Here is a 15,527-nt window from a genome sequence, read left to right on the forward strand (position 1 = left end):
CGATACCGGTGCTCGTCAACACCTATTCAGTTTTTCCGAAATGGTCAACCGCCTTTTATCGAGATTGTGGATATTGACTTTCGTGATTTTCCTTTACAAAGAAGTTCGGAACAGCGAGTTTGGCCGTGGTTTGCAAAGGTAGAAGCTTTGAAAAAAGAAGTAACTTTAAGGGATGTGGCCGCAGCAGCAGGCGTGAGCAAAATGACGGCATCGCGAGCACTGCGCGGTGCGCAGGATGTATCTCAAGCCACTGTTTTAAAAGTAAATAATGCTGCAAAAGAGATTGGCTATGTTGGCAATCACCTCGCCGCGTCTCTCACCAAAACAAACTCGAATCTGATTGGTGTGGTGCTGCCCAATCTGACAAACGTCGTGTTTTCTCATGTCATGAACGGCATTACCGAGGCGCTCGGCAATACCATTTTTCAGCCCGTTTTTGGTGTGACCGAATGGGATGAAGACAGAGAATATGAAGTGATCAAAAACATCCTTTCGTGGCGCCCCGCAGGTATGATTGTCACCGGCACCGGCTTGCCTGCCAGCACCAGGCTCATTCTTGAACGCGCGAACATTCCGCTTGTCCAGATCATGGACACCGATGGTGAAGTGATTGATTCAGTCGTTGGTTTTTCGCACGAAAAGGCCGGGTACGATATGGCCCAGGCACTGCTTAAAATCGGAAAGCGGCGAATTGGGTTTATCGGCTGTATCGTCAACAATGATCGGCGCGCTGCAAAAAGGAGGGTTGGCTTTCGACGGGCGCTAAAGGAAGCTAATCTAGATTTTTGTTGCGAGGTGAATGAAGCAGCCGTGTCCTCAGTTTCCCTTGGTCGAAAACTTATGCAAGAGGCGCTTCAGGACTGTCCCGATATGGAGTGCATTTACTTCACAAACGATGACATTGCCGCAGGCGCGTTGTTCTACTGCATTGAGCGCGGTATCGATGTGCCGAGCCGCCTCACGCTGGTCGGATTTAACGGCATGGACATTTCAAATAGCTTTCCGGGGCGGCTTGCCACCTCGGTCACTGACCTTACTGGTATCGGCACTGAGGCGGCGAAAATCCTGCTGAAAAGATGCACAGGTGAGAAAAGCGAAGTGTCAGAACGGATCGTGTTGGAGCCGCGGATAGAGCTTGGCAACTCAGTTTCAAACGCACCAACTGAGTATGACTAGTCGATACAGTTTACACCTAGCCCAGTGTTTGCAGGGTATGTAGCATATATAAGTTGAGCCACCAATTCGACGACTGTTGATTGCTACCAGTTAAAATATCCCTGATATAGAATATTCAATCCGTTTTTGGCATTATTGCAGCGGCAAAGCTCCATAGAATGGGCATTCGTCTTCTCTTAATAAGTGGCGATGCAGACTGTTTGCTTGTCTACTAGATGGCTCCAACCGCAACAGAGTGACGATCACTCTTGCACTGTTTTGCCAATGTACGCATGTGCATGGCGAATACTCGAAAATGCTGTGCTAGAATCGCGCTAGCAAAGTCGCTTCCCCTTCGGTCTCAATGTGCATGTGGAGAGGTAGGCGTTGGGACCTGTTTTTAAACTGGTCTCCAGCCTACGGCAATGCACTTTTTGTGCAAACTAGCGATCATTGATCGGAGGGAGAGAGACAAATGACTTTCAAACATTTGATTGCCGCGATGGCAATTTTGACGACCACAAGTGTAGTGCCCGGCGCGCTGGCACAGGAATACAATTGGACGTTCCAGACGTCCGAAACTGCAGGGGAGCCTGGTTTTATCAACAAGAAAAAATGGGCCGACCATGTGAATGAGCTTTCGGGCGGTCGCATTGAGATCGAAATTTTGCCCATTGGTGCGGTTGTGCCGCATACTGATACGCTGGAAGCAGTGGGCTCCGGGATTTTGCAAGGCCATCTAACCGATCCAAGCTATTTCGCAGGTAAGGACCCCGCTTTTGCCATGATGGGCAATTTGGTCGGCGCTTGGAGCGATCCGTTTGAGCTTTTGGGTTTCATGCAGTCCGGTGGCGGGCATGAGCTTTATGCCGAATTAGTCGAGCCATATGGCGTGCACTTCATCGGCGCGGCGGCAACCGAACCTGAAGCCTTCGTCTCATCAGTGCCAATCCGCACCGTCGACGACCTTGAAGGCGTCAAGCTACGGGCACCTGAAGGCATGGTCTACGAAATCTTTTCCAAAGCCGGCGCCTCACCTGTATCTCTGCCAGGTTCGGAAGTGTTTACCGCATTGGATAAGGGGGTCGTGGACGCTGCCGACTACACGGTATTTGCCACCAACCAGGCTCAAGGCATGAACGATATTGCCAACTACCCACTATATCCAGGCTTCCACTCGCTACCATTGATCGACATTTCAATGACCAAATCGATCTGGGATGATCTTCCTGATGATCTCAAGGCGATCCTAAACGCATCGGTGGAGCAGTTCATCTTTGATCACGTCTATTCCGTGCGTCAGCTGGACGCCGAGGCTGTGGCTGAGGCCAAAGCCAATCCAGATATCGAGATCATCAACTGGGCAGCTGACGAGCGGGCGAAGTTCCGTCGGATCGCGCAGGAAGAATGGCAGAATTGGGCTGGGCGCAACGATATGACACAGCGCTACTACGACGCTGTAGTCGCCTATCTCGAAGGTCGCAACCTGCTGTAAATGCGTACGAAATAAGAACTTTTTCGCCCGGCTGATTTCTCAGTCGGGCGCAAATTTGTAATCGGGAGGGGATATGACTGAACTCAATGAGATTGAGGCGCATCGCGACGGCGGCGAACCGGATGTACGCACCAAAACAGACCATGGAATCGCCGCGTCCGCAAAAATTTTCGCGTGGGCCATCTTTGTGGCCTTCGCTATTAGCGTTTACGAGGTCATTGCCCGGTACGTTTTCGACAGCCCTACCTTTTGGGCGCACGAGACGACCACCTTCTTGATTGCTGCGATTTTTCTTGTCGGCGGGCCGATTGCCCTCGCCCGGGATAAGCATATCCGCGTGCGCATGATTTATGACGCCGTATCCGACTCGAAACGACGCTGGCTCGACATCGCCAATTCAATCGTCGCAATGACATTTTTTGCGGGTCTGGGCTTTGCTGCTTGGACGATGGCGTGGAAGGCGACGCATACGCCCACCGGCAAGATACACTTCGAGGGAACAGGGACATCTTGGAATCCGCCAACCCCGGCATTGCTGAAAATTGTTATTCTGATTGCGGTGAGCGTGATGTTCATTCAAAGCACACTGCACCTGATCGAGGCGGTTCGCCGCCAACCGACCAAACCAAGCGGGGAGCGCTGAGATGGGTGTTATGAGCGGACTAGGGGTGGAGCTGGGCACCTATATCTTGGTGGGCAGTATCTTTATCTTGCTGCTGACCGGCATGCCGCTTGCTTGGGTGACCGGGCTTGTGGCGCTGGTCTTCACCTTCGGCTGGTTTGGCGGCAACGCTTTGCCGTTGGTCACCTCGCGTATTTTCGGATTTATCACCGAGTATTCGCTGGTGGCCATTCCAATGTTTATTCTTATGGCCGCACTTCTGGACCGATCGGGGATCGCCAAAGATCTGTTTAACGGCATGCGAGTGCTGGCAGGCCGGTTGCCCGGCGGGGTGGCTGTCCAGACCCTGATTGTGTCAATTCTGATGGCGGCCATGTCAGGCGTCATCGGCGGCGAGATCGTATTGTTGGGCATATTGGCGCTACCGCAGATGTTGCGGCTGGGCTATGATCGGAACCTGTCGATTGGCGTGGTCTGCGCTGGCGGGTCCCTGGGCACAATGATGCCGCCCTCGATCGTTCTCATCATTTATGGGCTTGTGGCGAGTGTGTCCATCGCTGACCTTTTTGTGGCGGCCATAACGCCGGCCTTCCTGCTTTTAGCCTGTTATGTCGCTTATGTGCTTATCATGTGCTTACGCGATCCCAAGCTCGGGCCGCCCATGTCCAAGGAAGAGATGGCAAAGGAATCGCTGACGAGTGCCTTCAAATCGCTCATCGCGCCCCTCTTTATCGTGCTGGTGGTACTCGGGTCCATCTATGGGGGTGTCGCGTCGGTCACGGAAGCAGCGGCGCTGGGCGTGTCGTCGGTTCTGGTCTTTTCGATCATTAGGCGTGAGTTCAGTGTCAAAATGCTGCAGAGCAGTCTTGTTCACACGCTGGAAACCTGTGGCATGATCATCTGGATCGGTATCGCGGCGGCGGTGCTGGTGGGTGTTTACAACCTGATGGGCGGCAACCGGTTTGTGTCGGCAGCCATTTTGGGGATCGACGCGCCGCCGGTGGTGATCATTATGGTAATGATGCTGATCCTTCTGGTGCTGGGTATGTTCCTCGATTGGATCGGCATCGCGCTTTTGACCCTGCCGATTTTCGTGCCAATCATCATCCAACTGGGATACGATCCAATCTGGTTCGGCATTCTGTTCGCGGTGAACATGCAGGTGAGTTATCTCACACCGCCCTTCGGGCCGGCGGCGTTTTATCTCAAAAGCGTGGCGCCGCGTGAGATATCGCTCAAGCATATTTATGTGTCGCTATTACCGTTTATCGCGCTGCAATTGTTTGTGCTGATGATCCTGTTGTTCTTCCCGGGCATTGCTACCTGGATGGTCTAATCGGAGTGAGCGGGAAGATCATGATCAATTCAGATTATTGATCTTCCTTCAGCCAGCGTTGCAGTTCGGCTTCTGCCAACTCAAGGGCGTTGTGGTTGATGAGCTTCATGCGCAGGGCGACGACTCCAACGCGGGCACGGGTGTTGAAATGAACAGCGTGCTCGCTACCCGACCTTTGTTCACCGCAAACATCGAGCTTATCAAAAATTTGCTGGAGGCGGTTTTGTACAGTTCGTGGCGACAGGTTGCGCCGTTTGGCAATTGCTCGGTCGGTAAGGCCGAGCGCCACGTCCATCAAGACTTCATACTCGGAATCGGAGAGACCATTTCCACTCGTGGCACCACGGTGTTGCAGGCCATGTACTTCCCGATCGACCACGCATTGGTTCTCTATAAAAACACCTTTTAGCGCAACTTTAAGGCGCTCCTCCGAGGCCGATTTCAACACATAGCCGTATGCAGCGCCTGGCGGAACGATCCGTCCAACGCCGCGCACATAGGCCTCATCGGAATAGTTGGACCAAAATAGGATGTTCGTCTGCGGTCTTTCCTGCCAAATCGTGCGGGCGGCCTCAATGCCGTTACGGTGGTGCATCTGAAGATCCATGACCACGTTTTCCGGCCGATGCTCACGATGGAGCGCCTCTCCCTGCAAACCATCTTCTGCCTCGATGACAGTCTCACATTCTGGCAGGGCGCTGATGACAATGTCTTTCAAAAAACTACGGTGAAGAGGGTCATCCTCAACGATCAAAACCTTCATGAAAGACGCCTTTCGGTGTTTGTGTCGACGTGCGATTTCGGCATTTCTAGACTGATGACGACAGAAGTGCCGGTCCCAGATTGAGCCTGTGATATACTCAATTGTGCGCCGATCAATTGTGCACGTGTCGCCATATTGTCCAATCCTCTGCCTTGACTTCTCACGCTTGAGGGAAGTCCCCTGCCGTCATCTTCAAGGTGCACGGTAATAAAATCTCCATCCACCCTTATCGACAATTGGATCACCTGACATCCCGCATGGTGAACCGCGTTGTTTATTGCTTCCTGCGTAATCCGGAATAGCGCAAGTACAACAGACTCGTTCAAATGTTCGAGGGCTGACCCGCTCGTGTCGGAAAACCGGGTTTTTAGCCCGCCCTCAATGTGTCTGGTTGCCCGTTCAAGATAATCCTCAATTGCTTGCGATAACCCAAAAAGTTGCAAAACAGAAGGTGTCGCCTGTTCGATGATAAGGCGAAGATCTTTCATAGATTCTTGAAGTCGCTTTCCCACAATGGCGACCTCCTCTTGCGAAACGTTGCGCGAGTCCGCAATACGCTCAACTTGCCGCGAGATCCTGGTCAGATCGGCCAGTGTTTGATCGTGTAAATCCATGCCAATATTTTGCCGTTCACGCTCGAGCTGTTCAGTTAGCGTCCGGGCACCCAACCGCAGCCCTTCCTCCCGCGCCTTGGCGTCTGCCTCTATTATCGCAGAGCGTTTGGCCTGCTGTGCGGCACGCAGGGCGTAGAAATATGGCGCCAGAAGGTCAGCGACGGCCTGACCCACACTAAGGTCGTGTTCATTGTACACCGCCTCGCGTTTAGACGAGCAACTGAATGCCCCAATAACCCCGCCATTGACTTTCATCGCAACGCTGAGGCGGCTTTTCAATGAGTGCTTAAAGATCGGGCCGTCGAGTGATCCCTTGAAATGATATACGGGATCGACACCGGCATCGTCACTCATTATGTAGTCGGCCTGCCCGATCAGGATTTTGCGCAAGGGACCCTTCGAGATTGGGGCGCCGTCGATCAAGCCCCAGTCAGTCGAAAGACCCGTCTCATACGCGGTATGGTACTTACCATTGATCAAAATGATGCACACATCCAAATGGTCGTGAGGCAAAATTTGCTGGACCTCGGCCGCGACCGCCCTGATGGCAGGCAAATAGTCGAGCTGGCCAGCCAGCAGCCTTGAAATGCCTAGAAAGTGGCGCAACAATTGTTCCGGGTCCGTACTATCCCCAACCATAAGCGAATCCTTGATTGCCTAAAATCTAACGCCTGACGAACAATTTGCCACGAATAATTATCGCATCACAGTTGCAAGAACTCGCAAATCAGTTTGTATCTGCTACAACTTCTTTCAAGTCGGCAGTTTGCCTACCCAGACCTTTTGAAGAAGCTTTCCGCCACGGCATTGTCGTGGTATTTCCCACGCCTGTTTCATCTTCGCTCCACAAGGGGTACGATGAACCAAAAAACATCTCTTTCGCAATTACAGCAATCTGCCTATCAAATGCGGAGTTATGCACACCCAACCTCTTGGTGTGAGCAAACGACAATCTTATCCACGGCAGTCGTGAACTCGCCATGGTGTGCTGTGCCCACGCTCTCACGCACCATCACAATCAAAGTCGGATCGTTTATATCGCGTCCTCCCGGATCATGTCTGACGCTTTTTCCGCGATCGTGATGACCGGTGATGCGGTGTTGCCGGAAACAATTGCCAATTAGTTACCTTCGAGTGTGAAAAGGTGCAGCAAAGGGCTCGAAGCTGTCAACCGGCACCTGGGCCTTGCCAATGGCCCAACAATCCCAAGAAGCGGACGTTGGGGTCACCTCATTTGATTTCCTCAAAGTGGACCTCCCGTTTACCGGTTTGGGCGGATATGATTAGGGCAATAATGCGGTTGAGAGCAGCCTCTGATTTTTGGTTAGAGAGCTTCTTGTCCAGTAAGTTGAAACTCTCCTCGTATTTTTTATGCAATTTGCACCGCATTCTGACATACTGACGGCAATACCTTAATAGTTAATCGATAGCGAGAAGCTTCTCCACGATTACGGTCACCTCCCACTTTTGAATAACAGTCTTAAACTTTTTCATGTGCGGAGAGGACCGATGCTCGCACCATTCTTCATCACTTCCCCAAACTTCATAGATAAGAAAACCGTCTGTCTTATCATTCGCACGATAAACCTCATAAGCTATACAGCCTTGTTCAAGTCGTGATGCACTTGCCAAATCTTGTATGGCCCCGCCAAGTTCAGCCACAAACTTATCCGCCACATTAAGCCGGGCAACAATAATCAATTCTTGACCCATCATCTCGCGTCTTCTTTGATCATGTCTGCGGCCTTCTCTGCGATCATTATGACGGGCGAAGCTGTATTGCCGGAAACGATTTTGGGCATGATGGATGCGTCCACAACGCGCAGGCCGGCCAACCCATGAACCCTCAGCCTTGGATCAACAACGCTATTGGTATCGCTACCCATCTTGCAGGTCCCCACCGGGTGGAAAATTGTGGTGGCAATATTGCCCGCTTCGATCAGCAATTCTTCGTCTGAGTTTTTATCTGGACCGGGTAAAATCTCTTCCGGCCGATAGGGCTGCAACCGCTTGGCCGTCATAATCTCACGGGCCTGCCGCAAAGACTTCACCGCCACCTCCTGATCCGATGGTGCGCTCAAATAGTTCAGCTTAATCTCTGGCTGCGCCGCAAGGTCGCGCGAGGTGATATGTGTGCTGCCCACACTGTCCGGGCGCAGGTTGCAAACGGACACGGTGATCGCGGGAAACGGATGAAGCGGATCACCCAAACGGTCGGTGGAAAGCGGCTGAACATGATATTCAAGGTCTGGTGTTTCCTGCGCCGGATCGCTTTTGGTAAACAGGCCAAACTGGCTTGGTGCCATCGACATTGGCCCGCTTCGATTAAGCGCATATTTTGCCGCGATGCCGATTTTGCCGATCCAGCTATTCGCGGTCTCATTCAATGTCTTGGTGTTATGCACTTTGTAAACGGTACGAATTTGCAAATGATCCTGCAAATTCTCCCCCACACCCTGCAGGGCATGGCAAACTTCAATCCCGTGATTGCTCAGAATATCCGGCCGACCGATACCCGAAAACTCCAAGATTTTTGGTGAATTGATCGCACCGGCGCTCAGCACAACTTCGGCATTGGCCCGCGCATCTACCACCTTGCCTTTATGGTGATAGGCCACGCCCACAGCACGCTGTCCGTCCAGTAAAATACGATCCACCAACGCATGGGTGACCACTTTCAGATTTGGCCGTTTCATCGCCGGTCGTAAAAAGGCTTTGGTGGCGTTCCATCGCACCCCGTTTTTCTGATTGACCTCAAAAAAGCCGGAACCTTCATTATTGCCGTCATTGAAATCATCTGTCGGCATATAGCCAAACTCTGTCGCCGCCTCCTGAAACGCTTCAAGAATTGGCCATTTCAATCGCTGAGTAGACACTTTCCATTCGCCGTGCGCACCATGGGTCGGCGACGCCCCCTTATGATGATCCTCAGACTTTGTGAAATAGGGCAGCACATTATCCCACGACCAACCCGGATTCCCCATTTGCTGCCACACATCATAATCACGCGCCTGGCCCCGCATATAGATCATGCCATTGACCGACGTACATCCCCCCAGCACCTTGCCGCGGGGATAAACAAGCGATCGACCATTCAACCCCGCATCAGGGCTGGTTTTCATCATCCAGTCCGTGCGTGGGTTACCAATGCAGTAAAGATAACCAACGGGAATATGAACCCAGTGATAATTGTCATTCCCGCCCGCTTCCAGCAACAGGACTTTATTTTGCGGGTTCTCACTCAGCCGGTTGGCCAGCACACATCCAGCTGTTCCGCCGCCAATGATGATATAATCCCAATCGCCGCTTAAGGCTTTCTCTGTCGTCATGGTTATCTCAATATCCTCAAACCAAACTGCCGCCGCACACATGCGGGTTCACCGATCTTGGCGGTGCTCAGCTTTGCCTTTTCGCTTGCATCGTCCAAAAATCATCCATGGCGGTTTTGAGTTGGACAAACATTTCATATCGCTCATCATAATGTGTCAGCAGATCGGGGTTGGGCGAAAATCTGGCCTTTTCTCTGGTCATCTTCGACACGCCTTCATCCAGACTTTCAAACACACCGGCGCCTTGGCCTGCGGCGATAGCAGCGCCAAGCGCCCCAGTCTCCTCACACGCGGCGACGGACATGTTTGCCCCCAAACAATCCGCAAACATTTGCGGCCAAACAGGACTGCGTGATCCCCCACCGGAAAGGATGGCATCGCCAAATTCCACGCCGCCTGCAACCAGGCCTTCAACATGCCGTCTATGTTCAAAAACCACGCCTTCAAAAAGGGCACGCAGCATGTGGCCTTCGCTGTGCCACCCTGCCAAACCATAAAAGCCGGCGCGCATATGCGCCCCCTGCCCAGACCCGTAAAGAAACGGGTGGAATATGGGGTCGTCCGCCTTAGGCGTGACTTTCTCAATGATCGCATTGCAATAGCCAAACGGGTCATCATGATGCCCACCGCGCTCAACAAACTCGCGCACATACCATTCAAGATTGGCTGCTGACGTTGCGCTGGCCTCGATATTCATGAAGCGCGCCGGGCCGAAGCCACTCACCATGAAAATACCTTCATCCACCACAGGCGTTTTGGATAGAACCTGATTGATGCTCCAGGTGCCCGCAATGATCGATGCCTGATTTGGTTTGACGGCCCCAGATCCCAAAGCACTAGCGACCACGTCAAACAGGCCGCCCACAACAGGCGTACCCGCCTTCAGCCCAGTCAATTCCGCAGCTTCTTCCGTCACAAACCCTGCGATCTCATCGGGTTGGATTAGTTTGGGCAGCATGTGACGCGCATCTTGCAGGCCATATAGCGTCAGCAACTCATCATCATATTGGCAATCGGGCATGCGCAGAAAACCGGCGCCACTCATATCCGAAACATCACTCACCAGCGCCCCGGTGAGCTGATAGGTGATAAAGTCTTTGCAGAAAAAGACTGTCCCGGTCTCAGCGTAAAGCTCGGGCCGGTTATTCTTTATCCAGGCCAGCAAAGTGGCAGATTGCGACGGCCAGGGTTTTTGCAGGCAAAGGGCGTGCAACGGTTGACCATTTTCATTCCCAAGCTGCTCTGCCAGAGAAGCAGCGCGGGTATCAAGCGACTGAATCCCGGTCAATGGCGCCTTGTCTTGGTCCAGCAGATAAAGGCCATTGCCATGCCCAGCACAACCTACCCCCAAAATCTCAGAAGGGTCCACCTGCGCTTTTTCAAGACATTGGCCGATCACCTGCTTGGCATTTGCCCACAGCTCCGCCAAATCTCTTTCCACATAGCCAGGTGCCGGGCAGGATGACCGCCCATCACGGGCGGCCTTGGCAATTGGGTTACCATCCAGGTCAAACAAGATTGCCTTGATGACCGTGTTGCCTGCATCTAAACCGAGTAGATATCCAGGTTTATTGCGCACTTTGATAAATCTCCCATGCCTCTTCACCACTCACGCCATCATGGATCATCGCCATAAGCGCTTTAACAACCTGCCTTGGATTGTCATGCTGGTAAATGTTTCGACCATAAACGGCACCTTTTGCCCCTTGCTGCAACAGGGCCGATGTCTTTTTCAGAACGGTCTTCAAATCTTCTTTGCCGCCACCGCGCACCAGCACAGGACAACGCGCCGCTTCCACAACCCGATGAAAATCTTCAGGGTCATCGGTTGGGTCAGCCTTGATAATATCAGCGCCCATTTCCATCGCTAGTCGCGTCAATGTGACGATCTTTTCCGCGTCGCCATCCACTTGATAGCCGCCGCGCACATCATTGGGGAGCATCACCAAAGGCTCAATCATGAGCGGCATGCCATATTTGTGGCACGCAGCCCGCACCTTGCTGATATTTTGAACGCACTGGCTAAACAATTCAGGCTCATCAGGCAGCATGAATAGGTTCACCACCACACAGGCCGCATCCATTTCCAACGCGCCGATGATCGGCTCATCGGCATTTTGCAGATGAGACCACATATAGCGGTGGCGTTGATCATTATAAGGATTGCCCATATCGATCCGCATGACCAGCGCGGGCTTGTCTTTTTCCGGCCGGTTTTGCAACAAATCTGCCTGCCCATAGGTCATTTGAACAGCGTCAGGCCCTGCTTGCACAAGCGAGTCGACGACCGCCTCCATGTTCTCAAGCCCCTTCAAAAAACTGGGCTCATTGCAAACCCCATGATCGATCGCAACATCCAGACAGCCACCATTAGTGAACATGCGGTTCATGCGTGCTTTTGTGCTGATACGCATTCTTTTCTCCTTTAACTGATCGTTCTTTGAGGGCCGCGAGCGACACCCCGTGAAACTTTTCCAATTCATTGACAACATTGGCTATTTCGCGCTGCCGGCGCGCGTCACTCCAACTGAAAACAGCCGCGAGCAGATCGGCAATTTTAGTCACCATTTCGAAGGACACCGCGCCGCTAATGGCCAGTGAAGTACGCCGAAAAATAATATCGCTGAGATGCTCAACCTGCTCGGCCATGGCGAGATGGACGATTTCGCCGTTGGTATAGGCGCAGTCCGCGGTCACCGGCTGGTCACGATGGAACGTGCGCGCCGCCTCCAAAACATCTTCAGCGCTCGTGCCATAATGATCCAGCAAATGCTGCGCACGTGATGTGGTGAGTGTGTGTTTGGCGCAAAATTCATCCACCCATGCCGCCACATCTTCTGGGTAGCTGCGCCCACCGCCGATCGCCATATTGAGACTATCTTTCTTGCGCGGCACCCCAAGCTCGTCCAGCACTGCATCCGTCACCTGCTCTGCAAAAGCCCGAAAAGTGGTCCATTTTCCGCCCACCATGCAAAACTGGGTGATGTCTCCCTCGAGCTTTTCGATAAAATGACCGCGAGAAATGCGGCCGGTAAAACTCTGGTCGCTCGTGGGCAGAGGACGAATGCCGCTATAGCTGAATACTATCTGTTCCGGCTCGATTTTTATGTTCGGAAAGACATGGGAAAGCGATTGAAGAATATATTCTTTTTCTTCCGGCTCGCAGCGCACACGGCCTGGCGACGAAACACGTATATCTGTGGATCCAACCAGCACATGCCCGGCATAGGGAAACAAGATACAAATCCGGCCATCATAGTTCTCATAGTAAACCATGCTGCCCTGAAGCGCCTTTTCCAGTTCGGGATGATCAATAATCAGATGGGACCCTTTGGTCCCCTCAACCAACCGCTTCGGCGGCGCATCAGCTTTGGAAAGCGCAGCCGCTGTCTGGTCCACCCATGCGCCTGTTGCGTTGACCACAGCTTTGGCTGTGACGATCTGTGATGCCCCACTTTGTTCATCACGCAGTTCCAGCGCGCCATCAGCATTAATGCCGATGGAACTGTAATTCAGGGCAATGGCATCTGGGTTCACATCAACTGTATCCGCAAGCAGCTCAAGCCCTAACCGCTCAGGATGGCTAATCCAGGCGTCGTAATAAGTGGCGGTATATTTCGTATCGGGGTGCAGATCGGGCCATTGGGCGAGAGAACCGCCAAACATCTTTAGCTCATGTTTTGGCAAGCGACGGCGTTTACGCGTGACCCAATCATACAGCATCAATCCTATTTTCACCGTCAATGCCCCCCGCTCGGTTGGCTTTGACGGCAGGCGGAAAAAATTGGCAGCGCCGTTCAACAGACCAGAGAAAGTTGTACGAAGGGGCACCACAGTCCGCAAGGGCCGCACCATATGCGGTGCATTTTGCAACAAGGCATCCCGCTCACGCAGCGACTCTTTCACAAGCTCAAATTCGCCATTTTCAAGATAACGCAGCCCGCCATGAATCATGCGTGATGGAGCAGCGCTGCACCCTGAACAATAATCGTTCTTTTCAACCAAAAGGACGCGCAATCCCTGCAACGAAAGTTCGCGGAAGGTACCAATGCCGTTGATCCCGCCACCCACGACAATCACGTCGAAGGCCTCATTAGCGGTTATTCTGGCAAATTTATCTGACCTGCGTTCAGGCATAGGCTACCCGTGCACCGACAAGGTGATTGTCGGCGTCCTTTCAAACTTGAATGGTCCGTTTAACTATCCGTCCAGATTGGCAAGATGCGCGCTGACCGCGGCATCAATCTGTTGTAAATCGTTTGGTTTCAGCTCAATCTTGCCAGCGGCGGCATTCTCCTTTGCCTGGCGCGGATTGCGCGCCCCACAAAGCGAGAAGGTGATGCCGGGCTGCTGCAACGTCCAAGCAATAACAATTTGTGCCTTGGACGCATTGTGGGCATCACAAACCGGCGCAATTTCATCCATAAAGCGCATGACCTTTTGGCGGTTTTCAGCAGAGAACCGTGGATTGTCCTTGCGTTGATCATCGCCCTCAAACTTGCGATCTGCATCAATCTTGCCCGAAAGCAACCCCAGCGCGAGCGAGGAATAGCTCAGCATCGCCACATTGTTGGCGCGGCTCAGCGGCAACAAACTGTCTTCAATATCGCGATGCACCATGCTGTACTCTTCCTGCAGGCAATCAAGTAGCCCAGCCGCCAAATAAGCCTTCACCTCTTCAACGGAGGTGTTGGACGCACCAACCGCGCGGATTTTGCCTTGCTGTTTCAAAAGCTCCATCGCTTCCATCGTCTCATCAATGGGCGTCGTCGGGTCCTGCCAATGGGTGATGTAAAGGTCGATATAGTCAGTTTTCAGCCGACGCAGGCTTTGTTCCACTTCATGAACAATGCTGTCTTTGCCCAAATAACGGTGGACCGGCTGACCATCCTGATCGAAAAAGTGATTGCCTTTTGTGGTGTGCCAGACAAGGCCGCACTTCGTGGCCAACACCACTTCGTCACGACGCCCGGCAATCGCCTCGCCAACAATTTCCTCGGAACGCCCCAAGCCATAAGCCGGGGCTGTATCGATCAGGGAAACACCTTCATCAATGGAGACACGGATCGCCTCGGTCGACGCCTGTTCGTCCGTGCCGCCCCACATCCAGCCACCAATGGCCCATGTGCCCAAGCCGATTGCGGAGGCCTTTATTCCTGATTTTCCAATTTCTCGCGTTAGCATTTCGCTTTCCTCCTACTCGGCTTTCGACTTTAATTTCAAAGCGGCGCTCGCGGTGGCTTCATCAACCACCAGCGACGACAAATGTCGGCCATTCAAAACACACACAACGGGCTGCACCTTGTCCTGACCGGCGGCAATGCCGATGGTCTTGGGAATTTTGGAGACTTCACTGGGGGTCAGCGCCAACAAGCGTTGGTTCAGTTCAACATCACAAGGCGTGCCGTTTTCATCAATCAGATGCGCGACAAACTCGCCCACAGCCCCCTGATCAATCAGGTTCTGGCGTTCTGCCACGGGAATGGGGTGCAAATCATAATAGCTGGAGCTTGGCGTCAGAATGGAGCCAACCCCGGTAAACGCAATGTCTGCATTGCGCGCCATATCAAACACTTCGCCAATCTGCCGCAAGGAGAACAACATATCGCGCTCCTGCTTGGATTCAGCAAATAGCGGTGCATGGATCAGCATGGCCTTGCCGCCGAGCCGATCGGCCAGCATGGTCGCCACATGGTTCACATCCGTATAATGCTTGCCCTGCACACAGCCGGTCAGTGGCACGATCGTCACATCAAATTTGCGGTCGACGGTCAGGTTTTCCACCAAAGCGCTTACGCCCTTTCCGCCTGTGATGGCGATCACATCACCATCACGTATATTCTCCGTCAAAAGATTACCCGCAGCCGTGCCAACCTGTTGCAACACCGTTTCCATATTGGTCGACAAGGTTGGCGTCACCAATGCGCTATTGAGTGGCCAATGCGCGGTCAGCCGATTTTCAAGCTCGGCCAGGCGCTCAAATGGGCTGGTGACAGTGATGTGCAACATCCCCAATTCGCGACCCTGCTTGATCAGCCGGTTCACCTTGGCGGTGGACATATTGAGCTTGGTCGCAATATCGGCCTGTTTCTGCCCTTCAACAAAATGCATCACCAAAACAGTGTGAATCTGCCGAATAACACCAAAATCTTCTTTGTTCTTCACGTTAGCCCCCGCACCGAATGAGTTGGACTATATAGCCAGATATCGACA

The 15,527-nt window shown here is 52.8% G+C and carries 13 protein-coding genes; 4 read left to right on the forward strand and 9 right to left on the reverse strand.

Translation table 11 applies throughout. The features are described from left to right. Positions 1-66: 66 nt before the first annotated feature. The 4 genes from G549_RS19100 (at position 67) to G549_RS0105145 (ending at position 4,608) form a co-directional block, all read left to right on the forward strand. On the forward strand, positions 67-1,176 hold the full coding sequence (locus G549_RS19100; RefSeq protein WP_210162396.1) for a LacI family DNA-binding transcriptional regulator: 1,110 nt from the start codon (positions 67-69) through the stop codon (positions 1,174-1,176). 454 nt (positions 1,177-1,630) lie between these two features. Further along, a complete protein-coding gene (locus tag G549_RS0105135; RefSeq protein ID WP_051213393.1) occupies positions 1,631-2,650 on the forward strand; it encodes a TRAP transporter substrate-binding protein in 1,020 nt (339 codons plus the stop codon). A 73-nt stretch (positions 2,651-2,723) separates the two neighbouring features. Further along, positions 2,724-3,293: a TRAP transporter small permease subunit gene (locus tag G549_RS0105140; RefSeq protein WP_027834128.1), complete on the forward strand. Its 570-nt coding sequence runs from the start codon at positions 2,724-2,726 to the stop codon at positions 3,291-3,293. Position 3,294: 1 nt separating this feature from the next. Then, positions 3,295-4,608 carry a TRAP transporter large permease gene (locus tag G549_RS0105145; protein WP_210162397.1) on the forward strand — a complete coding sequence of 438 codons (1,314 nt, stop codon included), beginning with the start codon at positions 3,295-3,297 and terminating at the stop codon, positions 4,606-4,608. Positions 4,609-4,642: 34 nt separating this feature from the next. Here G549_RS0105145 and G549_RS0105150 read toward each other — a convergent pair whose 3' ends face one another. The 9 genes from G549_RS0105150 to G549_RS0105200 form a co-directional block, all read right to left on the reverse strand. After that, a complete protein-coding gene (locus tag G549_RS0105150; protein ID WP_027834130.1) occupies positions 4,643-5,371 on the reverse strand; it encodes a response regulator transcription factor in 729 nt (242 codons plus the stop codon). Then, on the reverse strand, positions 5,368-6,624 hold the full coding sequence (locus tag G549_RS0105155) for a GAF domain-containing sensor histidine kinase (protein WP_027834131.1): 1,257 nt from the start codon (positions 6,622-6,624) through the stop codon (positions 5,368-5,370). The genes G549_RS0105150 and G549_RS0105155 overlap by 4 nt, the downstream gene beginning before the upstream one ends. Positions 6,625-7,404: 780 nt before the next feature. Continuing rightward, positions 7,405-7,701 carry a putative quinol monooxygenase gene (locus G549_RS0105170; protein ID WP_027834132.1) on the reverse strand — a complete coding sequence of 99 codons (297 nt, stop codon included), beginning with the start codon at positions 7,699-7,701 and terminating at the stop codon, positions 7,405-7,407. Beyond that, on the reverse strand, positions 7,698-9,314 hold the full coding sequence (locus G549_RS0105175; protein ID WP_027834133.1) for a GMC family oxidoreductase: 1,617 nt from the start codon (positions 9,312-9,314) through the stop codon (positions 7,698-7,700). The genes G549_RS0105170 and G549_RS0105175 overlap by 4 nt, the downstream gene beginning before the upstream one ends. A gap of 67 nt (positions 9,315-9,381) precedes the next feature. Continuing rightward, on the reverse strand, positions 9,382-10,893 hold the full coding sequence (locus tag G549_RS0105180) for an FGGY-family carbohydrate kinase (protein ID WP_027834134.1): 1,512 nt from the start codon (positions 10,891-10,893) through the stop codon (positions 9,382-9,384). Next, positions 10,883-11,728, reverse strand: coding sequence for a class I fructose-bisphosphate aldolase (locus tag G549_RS0105185; RefSeq protein ID WP_027834135.1), 846 nt, complete (start codon positions 11,726-11,728; stop codon positions 10,883-10,885). The genes G549_RS0105180 and G549_RS0105185 overlap by 11 nt, the downstream gene beginning before the upstream one ends. After that, on the reverse strand, positions 11,685-13,451 hold the full coding sequence (locus G549_RS0105190) for a glycerol-3-phosphate dehydrogenase/oxidase (protein WP_027834136.1): 1,767 nt from the start codon (positions 13,449-13,451) through the stop codon (positions 11,685-11,687). Before G549_RS0105190 ends, G549_RS0105185 begins: the two co-directional genes overlap by 44 nt. 63 nt (positions 13,452-13,514) lie before the next feature. Beyond that, positions 13,515-14,498: an aldo/keto reductase gene (locus tag G549_RS0105195; protein ID WP_027834137.1), complete on the reverse strand. Its 984-nt coding sequence runs from the start codon at positions 14,496-14,498 to the stop codon at positions 13,515-13,517. 12 nt (positions 14,499-14,510) lie between these two features. Continuing rightward, positions 14,511-15,425 carry a sugar-binding transcriptional regulator gene (locus G549_RS0105200; protein ID WP_051213487.1) on the reverse strand — a complete coding sequence of 305 codons (915 nt, stop codon included), beginning with the start codon at positions 15,423-15,425 and terminating at the stop codon, positions 14,511-14,513. Positions 15,426-15,527 lie beyond the last annotated feature (102 nt).

It is taken from the genome of Maritalea myrionectae DSM 19524, assembly GCF_000423365.1.
Classification (GTDB): domain Bacteria; phylum Pseudomonadota; class Alphaproteobacteria; order Rhizobiales; family Devosiaceae; genus Maritalea; species Maritalea myrionectae.

Coding starts and splice junctions, on each gene's coding strand:
- G549_RS0105190 (WP_027834136.1), bottom strand. CDS start 13,451: ATGCCTGAACGCAGGTCAGATAAATTTGCCAGAATAACCGCTAATGAG.
- G549_RS0105150 (WP_027834130.1), bottom strand. CDS start 5,371: ATGAAGGTTTTGATCGTTGAGGATGACCCTCTTCACCGTAGTTTTTTG.
- G549_RS0105195 (WP_027834137.1), bottom strand. CDS start 14,498: ATGCTAACGCGAGAAATTGGAAAATCAGGAATAAAGGCCTCCGCAATC.
- G549_RS0105175 (WP_027834133.1), bottom strand. CDS start 9,314: ATGACGACAGAGAAAGCCTTAAGCGGCGATTGGGATTATATCATCATT.
- G549_RS0105185 (WP_027834135.1), bottom strand. CDS start 11,728: ATGCGTATCAGCACAAAAGCACGCATGAACCGCATGTTCACTAATGGT.
- G549_RS0105155 (WP_027834131.1), bottom strand. CDS start 6,624: ATGGTTGGGGATAGTACGGACCCGGAACAATTGTTGCGCCACTTTCTA.
- G549_RS0105145 (WP_210162397.1), top strand. CDS start 3,295: ATGGGTGTTATGAGCGGACTAGGGGTGGAGCTGGGCACCTATATCTTG.
- G549_RS0105200 (WP_051213487.1), bottom strand. CDS start 15,425: ATGCATTTTGTTGAAGGGCAGAAACAGGCCGATATTGCGACCAAGCTC.
- G549_RS0105170 (WP_027834132.1), bottom strand. CDS start 7,701: ATGATGGGTCAAGAATTGATTATTGTTGCCCGGCTTAATGTGGCGGAT.
- G549_RS0105140 (WP_027834128.1), top strand. CDS start 2,724: ATGACTGAACTCAATGAGATTGAGGCGCATCGCGACGGCGGCGAACCG.
- G549_RS0105135 (WP_051213393.1), top strand. CDS start 1,631: ATGACTTTCAAACATTTGATTGCCGCGATGGCAATTTTGACGACCACA.